The 18,741-nt window shown below is 36.7% G+C and carries 15 protein-coding genes; 8 read left to right on the forward strand and 7 right to left on the reverse strand.

Going from position 1 to position 18,741, the window contains the following annotated elements; genetic code table 11:
• Positions 1–14: 14 nt before the first annotated feature.
• Genes AC1EU5_RS10815 through AC1EU5_RS10850 form a run of 8 tightly spaced genes read left to right on the forward strand, consistent with a single transcriptional unit; the run spans position 15 to position 9,361 of the window.
• Positions 15–1,481: a sulfatase family protein gene (locus AC1EU5_RS10815; protein WP_480192403.1), complete on the forward strand. Its 1,467-nt coding sequence runs from the start codon at positions 15–17 to the stop codon at positions 1,479–1,481.
• Between the two features lie 21 nt (positions 1,482–1,502).
• Positions 1,503–2,954 carry a sulfatase gene (locus AC1EU5_RS10820; RefSeq protein WP_480192404.1) on the forward strand — a complete coding sequence of 484 codons (1,452 nt, stop codon included), beginning with the start codon at positions 1,503–1,505 and terminating at the stop codon, positions 2,952–2,954.
• Positions 2,947–4,008: a tartrate dehydrogenase gene (locus tag AC1EU5_RS10825; protein WP_480192405.1), complete on the forward strand. Its 1,062-nt coding sequence runs from the start codon at positions 2,947–2,949 to the stop codon at positions 4,006–4,008. Before AC1EU5_RS10820 ends, AC1EU5_RS10825 begins: the two co-directional genes overlap by 8 nt.
• A gap of 12 nt (positions 4,009–4,020) precedes the next feature.
• Positions 4,021–4,665 carry a cyclase family protein gene (locus AC1EU5_RS10830; protein WP_480192406.1) on the forward strand — a complete coding sequence of 215 codons (645 nt, stop codon included), beginning with the start codon at positions 4,021–4,023 and terminating at the stop codon, positions 4,663–4,665.
• Positions 4,666–4,668: 3 nt separating this feature from the next.
• The gene (locus tag AC1EU5_RS10835) at positions 4,669–6,057 is read left to right on the forward strand and encodes a four-carbon acid sugar kinase family protein (protein ID WP_480192407.1); all 1,389 of its coding nucleotides are present in this window, start codon (positions 4,669–4,671) and stop codon (positions 6,055–6,057) included.
• A complete protein-coding gene (locus AC1EU5_RS10840; RefSeq protein WP_480192408.1) occupies positions 6,054–7,322 on the forward strand; it encodes an MFS transporter in 1,269 nt (422 codons plus the stop codon). The genes AC1EU5_RS10835 and AC1EU5_RS10840 overlap by 4 nt, the downstream gene beginning before the upstream one ends.
• Before the next feature lie 3 nt (positions 7,323–7,325).
• Positions 7,326–8,348 (forward strand): Gfo/Idh/MocA family protein, encoded by a 1,023-nt coding sequence (locus AC1EU5_RS10845; RefSeq protein WP_480192409.1) that lies wholly within the window; start codon positions 7,326–7,328, stop codon positions 8,346–8,348.
• Between the two features lie 11 nt (positions 8,349–8,359).
• The gene (locus tag AC1EU5_RS10850; RefSeq protein ID WP_480192410.1) at positions 8,360–9,361 is read left to right on the forward strand and encodes a Kelch repeat-containing protein; all 1,002 of its coding nucleotides are present in this window, start codon (positions 8,360–8,362) and stop codon (positions 9,359–9,361) included.
• A 4-nt stretch (positions 9,362–9,365) separates the two neighbouring features.
• Here AC1EU5_RS10850 and AC1EU5_RS10855 read toward each other — a convergent pair whose 3' ends face one another.
• From AC1EU5_RS10855 to AC1EU5_RS10885, 7 genes are all read right to left on the reverse strand, one after another.
• Positions 9,366–10,520, reverse strand: a complete 1,155-nt coding sequence (locus tag AC1EU5_RS10855; RefSeq protein WP_480192411.1) for a lactonase family protein — start codon at positions 10,518–10,520, stop codon at positions 9,366–9,368.
• Positions 10,517–12,184 carry a sodium:solute symporter gene (locus AC1EU5_RS10860; protein ID WP_480192412.1) on the reverse strand — a complete coding sequence of 556 codons (1,668 nt, stop codon included), beginning with the start codon at positions 12,182–12,184 and terminating at the stop codon, positions 10,517–10,519. The genes AC1EU5_RS10855 and AC1EU5_RS10860 overlap by 4 nt, the downstream gene beginning before the upstream one ends.
• 18 nt (positions 12,185–12,202) lie before the next feature.
• Complete coding sequence (xylA, locus tag AC1EU5_RS10865; protein WP_480192615.1) at positions 12,203–13,528, reverse strand: xylose isomerase; 1,326 nt, start codon at positions 13,526–13,528, stop codon at positions 12,203–12,205.
• 5 nt (positions 13,529–13,533) lie between these two features.
• Positions 13,534–15,015 carry a xylulokinase gene (locus AC1EU5_RS10870; protein ID WP_480192413.1) on the reverse strand — a complete coding sequence of 494 codons (1,482 nt, stop codon included), beginning with the start codon at positions 15,013–15,015 and terminating at the stop codon, positions 13,534–13,536.
• Positions 15,016–15,699: 684 nt separating this feature from the next.
• The gene (locus AC1EU5_RS10875) at positions 15,700–16,005 is read right to left on the reverse strand and encodes an antibiotic biosynthesis monooxygenase family protein (RefSeq protein WP_480192414.1); all 306 of its coding nucleotides are present in this window, start codon (positions 16,003–16,005) and stop codon (positions 15,700–15,702) included.
• A 9-nt stretch (positions 16,006–16,014) separates the two neighbouring features.
• On the reverse strand, positions 16,015–17,604 hold the full coding sequence (locus AC1EU5_RS10880) for a cyclase family protein (protein ID WP_480192415.1): 1,590 nt from the start codon (positions 17,602–17,604) through the stop codon (positions 16,015–16,017).
• A 493-nt stretch (positions 17,605–18,097) separates the two neighbouring features.
• The gene (locus AC1EU5_RS10885; RefSeq protein ID WP_480192416.1) at positions 18,098–18,739 is read right to left on the reverse strand and encodes a DUF6090 family protein; all 642 of its coding nucleotides are present in this window, start codon (positions 18,737–18,739) and stop codon (positions 18,098–18,100) included.
• Positions 18,740–18,741: the final 2 nt, after the last annotated feature.

Below are 18,741 nucleotides of genomic sequence, written 5' to 3' on the forward strand. Positions count from 1 at the left end.
TTAACCTTAATTAAATGATGTTTTTAAAAAATAGATTTCTTGTCATAGTTCTCGGGGCGATTATCTGTTTTTCCTGTGGTCCAACCCCGATAACAAAAATTAAAGAGGTTAGCGAAAAAAAGCCAAATATCGTATTCTTTTTAGCCGATGATCAAGATGTTTATGATTATGGATGTTATGGAAATGAGAAAGTGAAAACGCCCGCAGTAGACCGTCTTGCCAAAGAAGGAATGTTATTCAACAATGCATTTACCGGACAAGCAATATGTGCACCAAGTAGGGCGCAGCTATTCACGGGTAACTATCCGTTAAAAAATGGATGTTTTGCGAATCACACTGGCACGAAACCATCGGTTGAGAGTGTGACAAAACGTATGAAGCAACTAGGCTATGAAGTGGTTCTTGCCGGCAAAAGTCATGTTAAACCTACAGAGGTTTATAATTGGGATAGGCAATGGAATCCGGTTCCAAAAAAAGGAGTGCCGAGAGAATATATTCCTTTAGATAGCATAGCGGACTACTTTAAAAAGAGTGAGAAACCATTTTGTATGTTTATTACATCAAAATATCCGCATGGAGAATATTTTGATGTGAAGAATGCCAATGCAGATTCCATCAAATTCTATCCTTTTAATGAACATAAAAAGAATAGTAAGTCTTTTGTCAAGTCTAAAGCAGGATATTATCGAAGTATCGAAGAAGATAATACACAACTAGAAAAGGTATTACAGCTGGTAGATGACCATTTGAATAGAAACACGATTTTTATTTATAGTGCAGATCATGGTGTCTCCGGTAAATTCACCGTTAAAGATGTAGGACTCAGAGTTCCACTCGTAGTACGTTGGCCCGGTGTTGTGAAACCTGGAACAAAATCAAGTCAGTTGGTGCATTACACAGATGTACTTCCTACCTTCATAGATATAGTGGGTGGTGACGTCGCTTCAGATATGGATGGTAAAAGTTTCTTACCATTGCTGCAAGGAAAAGATATTGAGGTAAATCAATATGTCTACGGAGTTCGAACCAATCAAAACATATTACAATCAGAGATTTTTCCATCGAGGATGATCCGCGATAAGCGTTATAAATATATACGAAATTTCAATTCGATTGAGGTTCTCGATAAAAACCTAGGGAGTAAGCCAAATGTGAATGTTTTTATCAAAAGAGGGGCATTAAAATTCAAAGATGAACCTTTTGAAGAATTGTACGATCTAGAAAATGACCCCTTCGAACAACATAATCTGGTTAAGAATCCCGATCATTTAAGTACGATCGAAAGATTAAAGACGGATATGTTCAGCTGGATGGAGAAGCAAGGAGATTTTTTACAGGAACAACCCGGATACATGCCAATAATTACACCTAAAGGTACTAAAGGTTTTAAGCTAGACCAAGATACAAGAAGAAGAACCATTCCAGATTCACTGAAGAATATCCTTAACAAGGGAGATTATTTAGTTATTGAACATTGGTAGTCATTGAATAATAGAATCAAAATGAGAGCATTTAAATATCTGATAGCAGTTGTAATTCTTTTTATTTCATGCAAGAATGAAAAAAAAGCGAAAGACCTGCCTAAAGAAAAAAAGCAGATGAATGTTTTATTCATCGTGGTTGACGACCTCAGACCCGAACTAAATTTTTATGGAGCAAATCATATAAAATCACCTCAATTGGATGCATTGGCAACGCAGAGTTTAGTTTTCAATAGAGCCTATTGTAATATTCCAGTTTGCGGGGCATCAAGAGCAAGTTTACTAACGGGAATTCGCCCCACGCGACATAGATTTTTGAATTATAAAACCAGGGCAGATGTTGATGTGCCGAAAGCTGTGTCTCTACCTATGCTATTTAAGAAAAACGGATATACAACAGTGTCAAATGGTAAAGTATACCATCAGATTGACGACGACAGTTTAGCCTGGGATCGTATTTGGTTTCCAAAAGGAAGTATTCGTGATTATCAACTGAAAAAAAATATTGAGATTAACTCTGATGAAAGTCAAGTGAGTGCTGGTGGTTACCCCGTTGAAATGGCTGATGTAGAAGATACAGCCTACTTCGATGGGAAAATAGCAAGAAAAGGCATCGATGATTTACGAAAACTTAAAAATAGTAAAGAACCCTTTTTTCTTGCCTTGGGTTTTATGAAACCACATCTTCCGTTTAACGCTCCTAAAAAATACTGGGATTTATACGATAGAAAAAAAATAGTCTTGCCGGAAAGCTATGTGCAACCTCAGACTACACCAAAAAAGGCCTTTCATAATTTCGGAGAATTACGTGGGTATGCCAATGTGCCGAAAAAAGGAGAGGTGCCAGAAGATCTGGCAAAAGAACTAATCCATGGATATTATGCTTGTGTAAGTTATATCGATGCTCAAATTGGTTTGGTATTAGATGAATTAAAAAAATTACAACTTGAAGATGATACGATCGTCGTTTTATGGGGAGATCATGGGTGGAATTTAGGAGACCATAAACTATGGTGCAAGCATGTGACTTTCGAAACGGCCTTGCGTACTCCGTTGATGATTAAAGTCCCAGGAAAAACATCAGGTCAAACTACAAATGCCATTACAGAATTTATAGATGTATATCCAACCTTATGTGAATTGACAGGAATAGAAATCCCAAATACGGTGGAAGGTCAAAGTTTAATGTCTGTTCTAAATAGTGAAAAACGTGAAAAAGATTGGGCGGTTTCCAAGTTCAAAGATGCTGTTACATTAATTAAAGGAGACCTATTTTATACCGAATGGACCGATGATACAGGTGTTGCTTATGAACGCATGTTGTTTGATCATAGTAACGATCCTTTAGAGCTTGATAACCTGGCGGAAAAAGAGGAGCATCAACAAACAGTCATTTTGCTCGCAAAAGAATTAAGAGAAAAATGGGGAACAGATTTTTTAAAAGAAAACCAAAACATAAAATATAATGAGTAAGAAATATAAGATCGCTGTAGTTAACGGTGATGGAATAGGCAATGAAATAGTGCCGGCAGGAATTTCTGTACTTGAGGCGGTTGCTAACAAGTACAATTTTGAAATCGAAACACAAGAATTCTCATGGGGAGCAGGTTATTATTTAAATCATGGAGAGTTTATGCCTGAAAATGGTTTAGATACTTTAAAACAATTTGACGCTATTTATTTTGGCGCCGTAGGTCTACCTGAGGTAGATGATACCCTGCCTGCTAAAGACTATACGTTTAAAGTTCGTACTGAATTAGAGCAATACGTCAATTATAGACCGGTAAAGTTATTTGCGGGTGTTGAAAGCCCCTTAAGAGATAAAACCGCAAATGATATTGACTTTGTAATAATCCGCGAGAACAATGAGGGTGAATTCGTGCAAAACGGCAAAATAATGTATCCGGATACTCCGAACGGAATGGCCATTGATACCAGTATTGTTACACGAAAAGGAGTTGAACGTATCGCCCATTTTGCTTTTAAACTAGCCAGGAAGCGACGTAAAAAAGTGACGAATGTCACCAAATCAAATACGCTGATTTATTCATTAGGTTTTTGGGATCGTGTGATTGCTGACGTTGCCCAGCAATATCCAGATATTGAATATAGTAAAATGTATGTAGACAATGCCTCCGCAAGTTTTGTTTTGAAGCCTGAAGTTTTTGATGTGATTGTCACCACGAATATGATCGGTGATATTTTGTCTGATCTCGGAGGAGCCATCATGGGAAGTCTGGGTTTGGGCGGCAGTGGAAATATCAACCCTGAAAAAGAGTTTCCGTCCATGTTTGAGCCTATTCATGGATCAGCACCTGATATTGCCGGGCAGAACATTGCAAATCCAATCGGACAAATTTGGTCGGCCGCCATTATGCTTGAACACCTTGGTGAACAGGAAGCTGCTCAAAACATTTTAGATGGGATTGAACACGCAACGACGACCAGAAACCTTACAAAAGACCTTAAAGGTACAGCAACGACAACTGAAATAGCAGAAAGCATTGTGAAATTTATAGCATCTTAATAGTGATATATTATGTTTGATTTGGCTTCAAAAAATGTAGTAGACTTAACATTATCTATGAGTAACGAAATACCCGGGGTTGAAATTACGTCGGCGAAAGAACTCTCATCAGATGGATGGAATGCAACCACATTGCATCTATACTCGCATAGCGGCACCCATATGGATGCACCGATGCATTTTGAAGTTAATGAGCAAACTATTGATCAGATTAAAACTGATCGCTTTATCTCAGAGGCCTGGGTAGTTGACCTCACACATATAGCTCCTGGGACTTTGATCGGGATTGAAGATATGAAACCTATTGAGCATAAAATTAAGAAAGGTCAAAGCCTTTTATTGCGTACTGAGTGGAGTAAAAGAATCAACACTCCGGCGTACAAAAATGAATTACCTCGAATCAGTAAAGACCTCGCACATTGGATGGGGGTAAAGCGACTTAACATACTAGGAGTAGAACCTCCATCTGTTGCCGATGTCAATAATATAAAAGAGGTAACTGAGATACATCATATTTTGATGAACCATGATGTAATAATTGTTGAAGGGTTGACAAACTTAGGTCAGCTGACAAAAGAAAAGGTGGTATTGATAGCACTTCCATTAAAAATTAAAAATGGAGATGGAGCACCAACACGCGTGCTGGCTTTAGAATAAAACATGATAGTAAAAGAGCACATAGTAAAATCTATACAGCAGGGTGCTGAAAAAAGTAGACGAAAAGAAGTGTTAAATTTTCTTCGTGAAAATTCGCGCACGTTTGTAATACTAGATGATGATCCTACAGGCACGCAAACAATGCATAACGTACCAGTGGTAACTGACTGGGAATATGCAACCCTTGAATATCAGATCATCAATAGTCCCGTTTTCTTTCTTCTCACGAACTCTAGGAGCCTGCAAGCGAAAGAAGCGAAAAAATTGGGGCTGTCAATAGGTTTATTATTGGCTGAATTGGCGAAGGAACATCGAAAAAAATTAATTGTTATCAGCCGTGGTGATTCAACGCTTAGAGGTCATTATCCTGACGAGGTTATATCACTTTTGGATGGTCTAGGTTGGAAAAATGCTAAGCATGTTTTAATTCCAGCTTTTTTTGAAGGAGGTCGATACACTTTTGAAGATGTTCACTATGTGCAAGAGCACAATGAATTTATACCTGTTGGTGAAACACCATTTGCCAGAGACTCCACCTTTGGATATTCAAGTTCGAACTTAAAAGCCTATATCGAAGAAAAATACAATGGTCTGGTGAAGGAGAAAGATGTCTTAAGTTTTTCAGTAGCAGAACTTCGAAACAAGACGGTGACTACTATTAAAAACACGATTCAAGATACAGAATGCGGTCATCTTATTGTCAACGCGACCTCTCGTGTTGATTTAGAAACATTTGCGATTGCCAGTCTCCAATGTAATGAAAACCTTATGTATCGCACTGCTGCTTCTTTTGTAAATGCCATAACCGGTATCCCTTCATTACCCTTATTGACGAAAGAAACCATTTTAACTCGTAATCGAAAATATGGAGGGCTTATTGTTATCGGGTCTTACGTACCAAAAACAACAGAACAACTCAACTATTTGAAAAAAAAGAATGCGAAAGCCGTATTTATTAAAATAAAGGTAGGTAAGATGTTGGTAAATGAACCCGATAGCGTGTACATTAAAAATATCGTAAAAATTATCAATAATACCCTGGCTAGCGGCAAAGATGTTATACTCTATACAAGTAGAAAAGTGCATACAGGGAGTACTAAAGAAGAGAATCTGACAATTGTGAACAGAGTATCTGAGGGTTTGATTAGTTTGGTAAAATTAGTTTCAGTAAGGCCCAAATATATCCTTACAAAAGGCGGAATTACATCGAGTGATATATGTGTCAAGGCCTTGGGTGGAAAAAGAGCCATGGTAATGGGCCAAATTTTGAAAGGGGTACCCGTTTGGAAATTAGGTAAGTCATCTAAGTATCCTGAAATTCCTCTAATCATATTTCCTGGAAATGTTGGTAAAAAGAATGACTTATATAATTTAATTAAACAACTACAATGAAACCAAGCAAGTACTTTCCCAGGCGTTACTTCATGGTGTTAGGTACTTTTCTCTTAGCACTATTATTATATGTTGATAGAATATGTATCTCAGTGGCAAAAGATCCTATTGCAAATAGTCTCAGCCTAACGGATAAACAAATGGGATGGGTGCTAGCAGCATTTTCTTTAGGATATGCTTTTTTTCAAACACCCTCAGGAGTGCTTGCAGATCGTTTTGGCCCTAGAAAAATATTGGCGCTCATAGTAACAATTTGGTCTGGTTTTACTGCGTTAACCGGAGCCGCTTATAATTTTGTTTCACTCTTAATTATACGTTTTTTGTTTGGTGCTGGAGAGGCCGGAGCCTTTCCGGGAATGTCAAGAGCGATTTACAGTTGGATTCCATTAAAAGAGAGAGGTATTGTGACCGGAATCAATTTTTCTGGCTCGCGTCTTGGCGCTGCCTTTTCACTACCAGTAGTAGCCTGGTTGATTGACACCTACGGTTGGAGGACTACCTTCGTAATATTAGGAGGTATAGGAGTACTATGGGCCATTGTCTGGTATCTGTTTTTTAGAGATAATCCAGAAGAGCATAAGGGAATTTCTGATCGGGAAAAGGAGTATATAATTTCGACTAGACAAGATAAAGAATCGACGAAAGCCACAGAATCCATAAATTTTGGAGTTCTGATAAAATCTAAAAACATGTGGTATGCCATGGGACAATATTTTTGCAGCAATTTCACCTTTTTCTTTGCACTAACATGGTTGTTCCCTCATATAAAGAAGGTCTACAACTTAGAAACGGTAGAAGCAGGGTTTTATACAGCAATACCGCTTATTTTTGGTGCTTTTGGCAACTGGTTTTCAGGTTGGCTTATCGACAGAAAATTTAAAAAAGGAAAATGGGATGCTTCAAGAAGAATTCCGGCAGCTATAGGGTTTTTTCTCGCAGCAATAGGATTGATTGGTAGCATCTATATGCAATCGGCTGTTGGAGCCATTTTATTTTTAAGTATTGCAATTTTTGGGGCGGATATGACCTTACCACCGTCTTGGGCATTTTGTGTTGATATTGGTAAGAAACACTCAGGAGCGGTTTCAGGGACCATGAATATGGCGGGTAATATCGGGGCCTTCATAACTGCATTGTTATTTCCATATCTATTGGCATGGACAGGTTCGACAACTTTATTTTTCATTGTTGGTGCCACATTAAATGTTCTGGCAATCCTATTTTGGTATAAGATGAAACCACAGAGAAACTTTACACAATATTAGATAATGCTAAGAGGCGTATGCATCGGTTTAGGATATTTCAGTCAGTTTCACTTAGAAGCTTGGAACAGACTGAAGAATGTTCAAATTACAGCAATATGCGATGTCAATAAAGAAAAAGCGAAGAATGCGGTTTTAGCATACGGTATACAAAACATCTACACTGATATAGAGGAAATGTTTATCGAAGAGCAGCCAGATTTTGTTGATATCATTACACCTCCTAAATCACATTTAGCTATATGCTTATTAGCCATCAAATACAAAATAAACATCATTTGTCAGAAACCCTTAACACCAACTCTAAATGAGGGAAAGCAAATAGCTATGGCTGTTGAGAATGCACCTATTCGGATGATGGTTCATGAAAATTTTCGATTTCAACCTTGGCATATTGAAATGAAAGCCTTGTTGGATGCAAATACCATTGGTGATTTATTTACGATAAACGTACGCATGCGCATGGGTGATGGCTGGCAAAAAGATGCATATATGAATAGACAGCCATATTTTCGAGAAATGGAAAAGTTGCTGATGTACGAAACAGGTGTTCATTTTGTTGATCTAATGCACTATTATGCGGGTAAAATAGCTAAAGTATATGCGCGATTGAAAAGATTGAATACTGTGATTAAAGGTGAAGATTTTGGGTGGGTCCATTTTGATTTTGAGAATAGCGGTGTAGGTTTTTTTGATGCAAATCGCTATAATGAAAGTACCTGTGAAAATCCGAGATTAACTTTCGGAAACTTTTTAATAGAAGGAAGAAAAGGCAGTATAAGACTCTATGAAGACGGAAAAATAACACTACAGTTACTGGGACAAAAGGAGCAAGAGCATATCTATGATTTCGAAGATCGAAATTTTGCGGGTGACTGTGTTTATTTTACGCAAGAACATTTTATTCAGAAATTAAATTCAGGAGATGCATTTGATACGTCTGTTCATTCTTATTTAAAGAACATGGTGGTATTAGAAAAAATTTATGAATCGAGCCATGAAGGAATTCCAAAGGATATTGATTATTGAAATCCACGTCTATGAAAAGAGTGTTTTATTTAATTCCTTTTTTAATGATTTTTATGTTTCAAGACCTGATCTGTCAGTCAGAAATAATTAAAAATCAATGGGAAAAAATAGAAACTAATAATAGCCCAATTGCTCGACATGAGAACGGTTTTGTCGCTATTGACACTCTTTTTTATCTCTTGGGCGGAAGAGGAATCAAAAAGACATCTATTTATAATGTTAACACGAATACATGGTACTTTGGTAAGGAGCCACCCTTAGAAATTCATCATTTTCAAGCAGTTTCTTATCGAGGGAAAATTTATGTAGTTGGCGCCATGACCGGAAAATATCCTTATGAAACACCACTTTCAATGATGCTAATCTATGATCCGGATTTAAATCGATGGGAGGAGGGTTCCGAAATTCCGGAAGAAAGACGGAGAGGGTCTGCAGGTGTAGTTGTGCATAAAGATAAATTGTATCTTATTAGTGGTATCGTTGATGGCCATAATTCTCAGCATGTTCCTTGGGTTGACGCATATGATTTTAAAACAAAAAAATGGAAAATCCTTGAGGATGCCCCTAGGCCCAGAGATCATTTTCATGCTGCATATTATGATGACAAAATATATACTTCTGGGGGTAGAAATTCGTCATATGCTACTAAACAAACTTTCGAGTTGACCATACCCGAAGTTGATGTATATGATATTAATTCAAATAAATGGATGACTTTACCGGAAAACTTAAATATACCAACAGAACGTGCTGGTACGAGCACCGTTTTTTATAAGGACAATCTCATGGTCATTGGTGGAGAAAGTGCGGTGTTAGAAACTGCCCATGATAATGTTGAGATATATAATGTTACTTCAGACAAATGGTATAAAGCACAAAAACTGAAAGTTGGTAGACATGGCACTCAGGCAGTTATTTATAAGAATTCTATTTATACCGTTGCCGGAAGCGGGAATAGAGGAGGGTCACCAGAATTATTTTCCCTCGAAAAATTAAATTTGACGAAGAAGTAATATTCTATTGGCTATAGATTCTCATTTGCAAACTTGAAGGATTAGCAATTTTTAATTCTGTTGAGGTCCTTTGAAGTTTACCCGTAGTTTGATTCCTTTTAAAAACCACGATATTATCAGAAAATTGATTTGCAACAATTAAAAACTTGCCTGATGGATCGATCACGAAATTTCTTGGATGCTCGCCATGGGTAGGCTCGCGATCAATTAAGGTTAAATCACCATTTTTCATATTTATTAAAAAAATAGAAATGGAGTTTTCTTCGGGTGCTCTATTCGATGCGTATAAGAACCTTCCGTCCGGTGATATATGAATATCAGCGGTTCTATAGATGTCTTGTTCATTCGCATAAGAGAGATAGTCTTTTTTAAAAATCAATTGACCATATTGATAATCATATTGCGATATTTTACCACTCAATTCAGCAACACCATAAGCATATGTTTCATTGGGATGAAAGGTAAAATGCCGGGGCCCGCTTCCTGGTTTCATTTGTACCGTAAGATCTTTTTTACTTTGCAGAACATTATCTGTTGATGGAGTCCATTCAAAACCTCGAATCTTATCAGCTCCTAAATCTTGGGCAAAAACAAAATTGTGATCTGGAGAGAAATTACTCGAGTGGATATGGGCAGCATCCTGACGGCCTTTGACAACGCTACTATCTCTAAATTGCAATAATTGATCGTAAGGATTCAATTTACCATCTTTATTTGATTTAAAAACGGCAATGCTTGGGTCTGTATAGTTAGAAGCAATCAAATACGTTCCATTCTCTGACATTGTGAGATGTACTGGGTTTCTACCACCCGAGTCTCGCTCGTTCAAGAATGACAATTTTCCGGCGAGTGAATCTATGGCAAATGCTGAAACCGTTCCGTTTGAATTTAGCTGACTCTTGGTAACCGAATATAAAAATCTTCCATTGGGTGATAGTGTTAAGAATGAAGGATTTACGATGCTATCTACTACGTCTAATAATGCTACTTCTGCTGTTTCAGAGTTGAAATCATACATATGTATTCCTTTGGAAGGCTTACCGGCAGTATAACTTCCAATAAAAAGTAATGTTGTTGGTGTTTTTTCATTTTTACATGATAATACAGAGATCACAAATAGCAGTATATAAGTTGATATACTGGTGCTTTGAATTCTCATCCTGTAAAGTAAGTTAAAATGCCAATAACAAGAACGACTAATAAAACAGAGAGTACTATATCAATAGTAGCATAACTTCCTTTTAAGTCTTGTTTCTCTTCTGCAGTCAGCGTTCCGAATGATAATCCACGAATCAATTGGTAGTTCGGAGGATTCGTTGCAAGGCTGACAGAAATACATAAGATGACCGAGAAAATAAACATAAAAATGGCCATATGTGCAAAGTTAATTGTTGCAAACCCGTACATCAGACCAGATGCTAATTGTTCACCTGTCTCTTTAAAATGAGCAATTTCTGGCTGATACAATATTTCGGTGGTTAGTCTTAAGACGAGTAGTCCTAATCCTGCCAGTAGGGTAGTGATAGCGGCCTTTGCATTCACCCTTTTCCATATAATACCAAGTAAGAATACTGTTGTAACGGGTGGCGCTATATATGACTGAACATTTTGTAAATATTGATACATCACACCACCACCAATTTTTTCCATGACCGGGATCCAAAAAATCCCTAATATGACGATAAAGGAAGTGGCGATCTTACCGATTCTAAGTAATTCTTTTTCTGTTTTCTTGGGTTTTAGTTTTTTATAGATATCAATGGTGAAAATTGTTGAACAAGAATTAAAAACCGAAGCCAATGAACTCATTAATGCTGCGATAAGGCCTCCTGCAACCAAACCTTTTAACCCAACTGGTAATAGTGTTTTTACAAGCATAGGGAAGGCCCTGTCAGCTTTTTCAATGCTGAATACTTCAGGATTCTGAACAGATAGTGCAAAAGCAATGATACCTGGAATTAGGAAAATGAAAATCGGCAATAATTTTAAATAGGCTCCAAAAATCGCACCGCGTCTTCCAATCTTTATATTATTGGCGGCTAGTGTTCGCTGAACAATGTACTGGTCGGTACACCAATACCATATACCCACAATTGTTCCTCCTATTAATAAACCGGTCCATGGAAAGTCAGGATCGCTCATCGGCCTCCACATATTAAAATGTTGAGGGCTCACCGCTTTCACTGTGGTTGTTAATTCTCCCCAGCCACCAACTTCTTGTAAACCTAAATAGGTAATTATAACGGAACCTAGAATTAGAATTATCGTCTGTAAAGTCTCAGTATAAATAACTGCTTTCATACCACCGACGATTGTATAGATTCCTGTGAATATCACAATGCCAATGGCACCACCCCAAAATGAGACACCCAATAATTCAGAAACCACAATACCCCCGGCATATATAGTTACCGAAACTTTTGTTATTACATAACCTACAAGCGAAAAAAGTGATAAGAACCATCGTGATCGACTATCAAATCGTTTCTCTAAAAATTCAGGCATGGTGTAAGCCCCACTTCGAATATAGAATGGTAAAAACAACCATCCTAAAAGAAGTACGATCCAGGCATGCAGCTCATAATGAGCCATGGGGGTACCAGATTCAAAACCGGTTCCTGCAAGACCAACTACATGTTCTGACCCTATATTCGATGCAAAAATAGAAGCCCCGATTACAAACCAACCTACATTTCTTCCGGCAAGGAAATAATCTTCAGTATTTTTATTCTTTTGTAGTACCACCCATACGGCGACAGCGATAAGTGCTGCGAAATAAATAGCCAAAACCCACCAGTCTGCAGCTTCTAAGATTGTATTCATATATGTTGTGTTAATTGATTAGATATATTGGTTGATTATATTTTCAAATAGTTCTTGTTTTCCACTTTTAAGCTCGAGTTCACCATTTTCCCGGGCAATTTCATAAAGATCTTTTAGACTTAATTTACCATTTTCGAAATCTTTTCCTTTACCGGAATCGAATGAGCTATAACGCTGTTTACGCAATTTTTCATAGGGGGAGAAGGAAATAATTTTATCAGCAATCAGCAAGGCCCTCGCAAAGGTATCAGCACCACCGATATGCGCATGGAATACATCCTCGGGATCGGTAGAATTTCTTCTGATCTTTGCGTCGAAATTAATACCACCACCTTGTAAGCCTCCAGCCTTTAAGAACACAAGCATAGCCTCTGTAGTTTCCTGAATATTATTCGGAAATTGATCCGTATCCCATCCATTTTGATAGTCACCCCGATTTGCATCAATACTACCCAGCATACCTGCTTTTGCAGCCACGGCGAGTTCATGTTGCATGGTATGTTGAGCTAAAGTCGCATGGTTCACTTCAATATTCATTTTGAAGTCTTTATCTAATCCATATGTTTTTAAGAAACCAATTGCTGTTGCACAATCAAAATCATATTGGTGTTTCATAGGTTCCATAGGTTTCGGTTCAATAAAGAAAGTACCCTTAAAACCTTGACTACGGGCATAGTCTTTAGCCATGGTTAGAAATTGTGCCATATGATCGAGTTCACGACCCATATCTGTATTTAGTAGCGACATATAACCTTCGCGACCACCCCAAAACACGTAATTCTCTCCGCCAAGGGCCATTGTAGCGTCCAAGGCGAGTTTTATTTGTCCACCTGCTCTAGCAACGACATTAAAATCAGGGTTTGTAGCGGCACCATTCATATACCGCGGATTCGAAAAGCAATTTGCAGTACCCCACAAAAGTTTGATTCCCGAAGTCTGTTTTTTCTCTTTAATATAATCGATTATAGTAGCTAAGCGCTTTTCAGATTCGGCAAACGTCGCTCCTTCCTGGATCAAATCAAAATCATGAAAGCAGAAATAATTAAAGCCCATTTTACTGATAAATTCGAAGGCTGCATCTGCTTTATCTTTTGCTGCTTGAATAGGATCAGATGATTGATCCCAAGGAAAATTTTGAGTTCCCGGCCCGAATGGATCTGCACCCTGACCACAGAACGTATGCCAGTAGGCCACAGCAAATTTAAAATGCTCACGCATCGTTTTCCCGGCGACTACCTGCTCGGGATTATAATATTTAAATGCCATTGGATTATCGGAACCTTTGCCTTCATACTGAATCTGTCCGATACCTTTAAAATATTCTTTTTCGCCTAGTTGAATCATGTTATTTATATTTTTAGTCGAATTTCTAATTCGTTTTTCCATGTATGATACGCTTGTAGATAAGCTGCCTTTTGAGGTAGTGGTTCGATGGCCTTTACAAGATCATTCTTCATACTATCTTCAACAAATTTTTCAAAACTTCCATTTATTAAACCTGATGCTTTGGCTGCTCCAATGGCACCGGTTGTATCATAAACTTCAATTTCATGATCAATTAAAGTGGCTACTGTTAAGGCAAAAACATCTGAACGAAATAAGTTGTCATTTCCCGCTCTGATGACTGTGACTTCTGCGTTGTCATTCTTTAAAATTCCCATACCATATACAAACGAGAAAGCAATGCCTTCTAAAGCCGCCCTGTATAAATGTGCATCGTTATGAATATTTAAATTTAAGTTACAATAATGCGCGCCAATATTTTTATTATTCAACATACGCTCAGCCCCGTTACCAAAAGGAAGAACCACAACACCATCAGAACCGACTGGAATCCTTGCTGCTTTCGTATTCATATTCTCATAGGAACTTTCAGCACAATTGTTTAGTAACCATCGATATTGAATACCTGCTCCATTGATGTTCAATAGTTTTCCGACGGTTGGTTTCTTTTTGGTATAGTTCACATGTGCAAAATGATTGATTCTCGAACTTTCTTTTGATTTTAGATTATCGGTAACCGCATAAAGTACCCCGGAAGTACCACCTGTTGTAGCAACTTCTCCCGGCTTGAATACGTTTAATGATAAAGCATTGTTAGGTTGGTCGCCAGCTCTATAGGTAACTTGAGCACCCATGGGTAACCCAGTTGCATCGGCTGCATGAGCATTTACCATTCCTTGATTCGTGAAATTTTCAACAATTTCAGGAGTTAAGTTGTTATCAATTCCGTAATGGTCTAATAATTCAGTGGCGACTTTGTGATTTTTATAATCCCAAAACATACCTTCGGAAAGGCCATTTTTTGTGGAGCATATTCTACCCGTAAGTTTATAGGCTATATAGTCTCCGGGAAGTAAATATTTATGGATTCTGTTATAGACGTCAGGCTCATTCTCTTTTACCCATTTCAGTTTGGAAGCTGTAAAATTGCCGGGAGAATTGAGCAAGTGATTCATACAATAGGATGTGCCTAATTCCTCAAAAGCACTATTCCCTATAGAAACAGCCCTACTATCACACCAAATAATTGCGTTTCTCAATGGATTCCCGTTTTGATCGACAATTATTAAACCATGCATTTGATACGAAATACCAATTGTGCTAATTTTAGAAGCATTAATACCCGATTTCTTTATGGCCCTTTTTGTGGCGACACAGAGGTGCCTCCACCAAATTTCAGGATCTTGTTCTGCCCAATCCTTTTGCACCGCAATTATGTCCATTTCCCGCTCCGGTTCATGTTGCAGAATGATCTTTTCTTGAGTTTGTGCATTTACAATGGCAACTTTTATAGAAGAACTGCCGATGTCATACCCTATTTGATACACGGTGTAGGTTTCATCATTATGAATGCTAAAAGTAAAGGTGACTTATTTATTTTCCGTCCTGTGCTATGCTGTCCATAACTTCAATATTACCTTGTTCAATTTATTTAATATTCAAATGGAAACAAATCGCTATAAACAAAAAGTGAGTAATTCGGTGAGTAAGAGAGAAGTTGAATTTTAAATAACTGATAATTAGTTAGATAAAAGCAAGGTTCTGATCCCTCTTTCTCCGCTTAGAGCGAAGCTCGATTTCTGAAAAGAAATCGGGCTTTTTACTTTTTGGAATAGTTCGAACAAAGTTCGGGTATATGGAGAAAAGTAAAAACACATAATACAGCATTCGCTTTATCGAGCTTCATTGTAAAGAGTGCGTGATTGAGGGATCATGAGTGTAAAGCGAGTAATCCCGATGCCAGCCCGCCATCTGACCCATTCACTAAAAAGGTACATTATACCTTTTCTAAACGTTCTGTCTCCCTCTTTCTCCGCTGAAATTTGGTTCCATTTGAACTCATTTGCCTGTAAATAAAATGTTTACATGCTTTTTTCATTTTATTTAGTTCTATTTATTTCATTTTGTGCGTACCCAAAAAGGGCACTGAAGGTGTCACTTATTTAATTATCCAACTGACACCTCGAAAAAAAACTTTATATAAAGCAGCAATTTGTTATTCTTTGACCGTATTATCCTTTCTGGATCACTTTAGTCAATTTATAATGATTCATTTCAGATATATCATTAAAGAATGGTCTGACATAGCTTAAAAAGTCCATAAAATCTTTCGATTTTCTAAATCCATTTAAGTGATCTTCGGTCGAGGTCCATTCTATTCTTAAAATAAAACTTTCAGGTTCTTCTTCACATTGTGTTAACTCATAACTTAAGCAGTATTCTGAATTATCGAGTTGTTTTGACGCCTGTGCATACGCTTCAATAAAATCGTTTTGTCTATTTTCCCTAATTGAGTATCTAATGTATTCTACTATCATATTTTTTATTTACCAAATTGCTATTATACGCGTTAAGCCTCCAGTTGCTTCTTCGACTTTGGGCGCACCAACAAAAACCGTTGCTCCAGTAGTAGGGATTTTATCAAGATTTGCAACACACTCCAAGGCCCATTTTCCAGCTCCCAGAATTATTTTGTGAGTTTTATATTCGTGGTCATAGCCTGGATCGAACGAAATAACATCCACTCCCACACCAGAGATATTTCTTTCCTTAACTAAAAAATTTGCTGCTTCTACAGAGATTCCAGGAAAGTGTTTTACCCCATTTTCATCCAACCCAATGAACTTTTCTTCATGCAAGTATTCTTCCCACCCAGAATACATAAAAACGCAGGCATCTTCTGGAATCTTCCCATGAGTTTTTTCCCAATTAAGGATGTCTTCTTTGGTTAATTCAGCATTCTCATTGTCTTTACATTTAATACTTATATCAATCACAACTGCAGGAACTATTAAATTCTTTATATCTAAATCTTCCAATCCCATTCCGTCTTTTATAAAGTGATTAGGTGCATCTATCTGTGTGCCTAAATGCTCGTGTATTTGCCAACTGTTTGCTGCAACACCTATTTTATCAATGTCTGCAATAACTTTACTTTTGAAAGGAAAAGTGATTCCAGGAACTGGTATATACGGAAAGTCTTCATTGAGTGTATGTGTCAAATCAACAATATTATTATATAGCGAAATTGCCTGTGGAGGCTTGAGCCAATTATCAATACTTCTACTTAAAAGGAAATCTCCTTTGTAATTGGGATATATTTTTTTCATAATTGAAGTGGCTTCTTCCTCAGATTTCGACAAGCTAACAACTTCAATAAATGTTCTTATATAATCAATGTTTTTACTGAATAAACCAACTGTTCCCATTTTTCCATGGCCGGGATAAACCTTAATGTCTGGATCTGTATTCGCTATTAAGTCTTGTAATTTATCTATCCAATTTTCAGCTGATTTTTTATTCACTCCACTTCCTAACCAAAGGAATGTTTCATTATACACCAAATCACTTGTAAATAACACATTAAGGGATTTTGATGCTAATAAGGTTGTATGCGAAGCTTCCATTGGTTCTTCAATTACACTTATTGAAAGGTTATATTTTCTATCGATTTTAATAAGAGGTTGATTGTAAATCCTAATAAGATTTTCGTAATCAAAACCGTTCGGATGCTTTTTACTTTTAGGCATTAATTCTGGCTGGCTGTCAAAAAATCCATTTTTTGAAGCATAAGTAACATAACCAATAATGTCTTTTTTAATAAGCTCGTTAGCGACATAAATGGGTGTGTCGGGAAAACTCTTACTCAGTTCTGGTAATCCTTGAAAATGGTCAGGATGTCCATGAGTAATGAATATCATTGCTACTTCTTTATTTGCATCCCCAAGCGATTTAGTAAGTCTCTTAGCATCCTCTGTTGAACGAAGAGCATCTATCACATATGTTCTTTTAGCGCTCTCTATGACATATGAGTTTGCAGCAACTGCAGAGCCCTCAATTCTGCTAATCTTAATATTTTGTGCTGTGACAATTGAAAAATTAGTGATTAAGAAAAAAATTAAAATGATTTTATTCATGTTGTGTTTATTTTGTTGGTCTGATGTTAGAATAGTTGCCCCTTTATGGAGCTTACTTTTTGTTCTTGAATTCACCTATTTTTATAATTGTTTAACTTAGATTATAGAGATATTTCTTCTATTGAATTTGTGATTCATTATTTTCTTGTTTTATTACCACTTTTCGATTTTTCCATCACTAACGACACGTCCTGATTCAATTATCGAAGTCATAATGAATATCTCAATGGGCTTCAGATTTAAATATTTCTGAAAAAGTTCAGATAGTACATTCTGGATTTTTTCAATTTCAGATTGTGACCATAGTGATGGCAGAAATAAATTAATCATCACAGTATAGTTTTTCCCAAATTGATTGAAGTCTGATATTAAGTTCAATGTGATGTTGTTTACATCCACATTAAGCACTTCAGACCACATTCACTGACTATGTATTGAAAATCTTTCTTATCTGTTTGTTCACTTTTTATGTAACAATTGGCTATTGGGATTTTTAATCTTTTAAATATTTATCCATTTCTTTAAGGCAATCTCTATACTTTTGAATTTCAAATTCACTAACTTTTTCAATTGTCCCTAGAATATTTCGAAATACTTTGGATTGATAGATTTTCACAGGTTGAACTTTATCTCCATAAAAATCGAAGTTGTTTCTTAAATAGGGGTAATAGTCGTTAGCATAAACATCCATGGTAACTTTACTTATGGACTCTATCCACCTATAGTATTCATATAGATTGGTGATTCTCTTTTTACTTTCGAAATCTTTCATGAATCTTATATCACCTGTTTCTACCAAAGATGAATACGCATTTTTTCGTATATAAACTCCTCCCATGTTAACCAACTCCAAAGACAGCTGATTGATTTTTGCATAGTTCTCTTTCTTTTTGATTAAATCAATAATGGTGTCTAATCTTGAGAGATTTTCTTCACAATAGGCTATACTTCTTTGAAGTGAATATTTGTTGTATTGGGTCTCTTCTTTTATTTGAGTTAAATGATTATTTATGGTTTCCTTTTGTTCCTTTTCTAAAGAGTACTGATTTAATTGAAAGGCAATTAGTATCCCTATAATCACAACAAAAAACTCTAGTGCATGGTTTAGCCAATCTATTTTTTTCTTATCACTCATTT

This window comes from Maritimimonas sp. 2405UD52-3 (assembly GCF_056591715.1).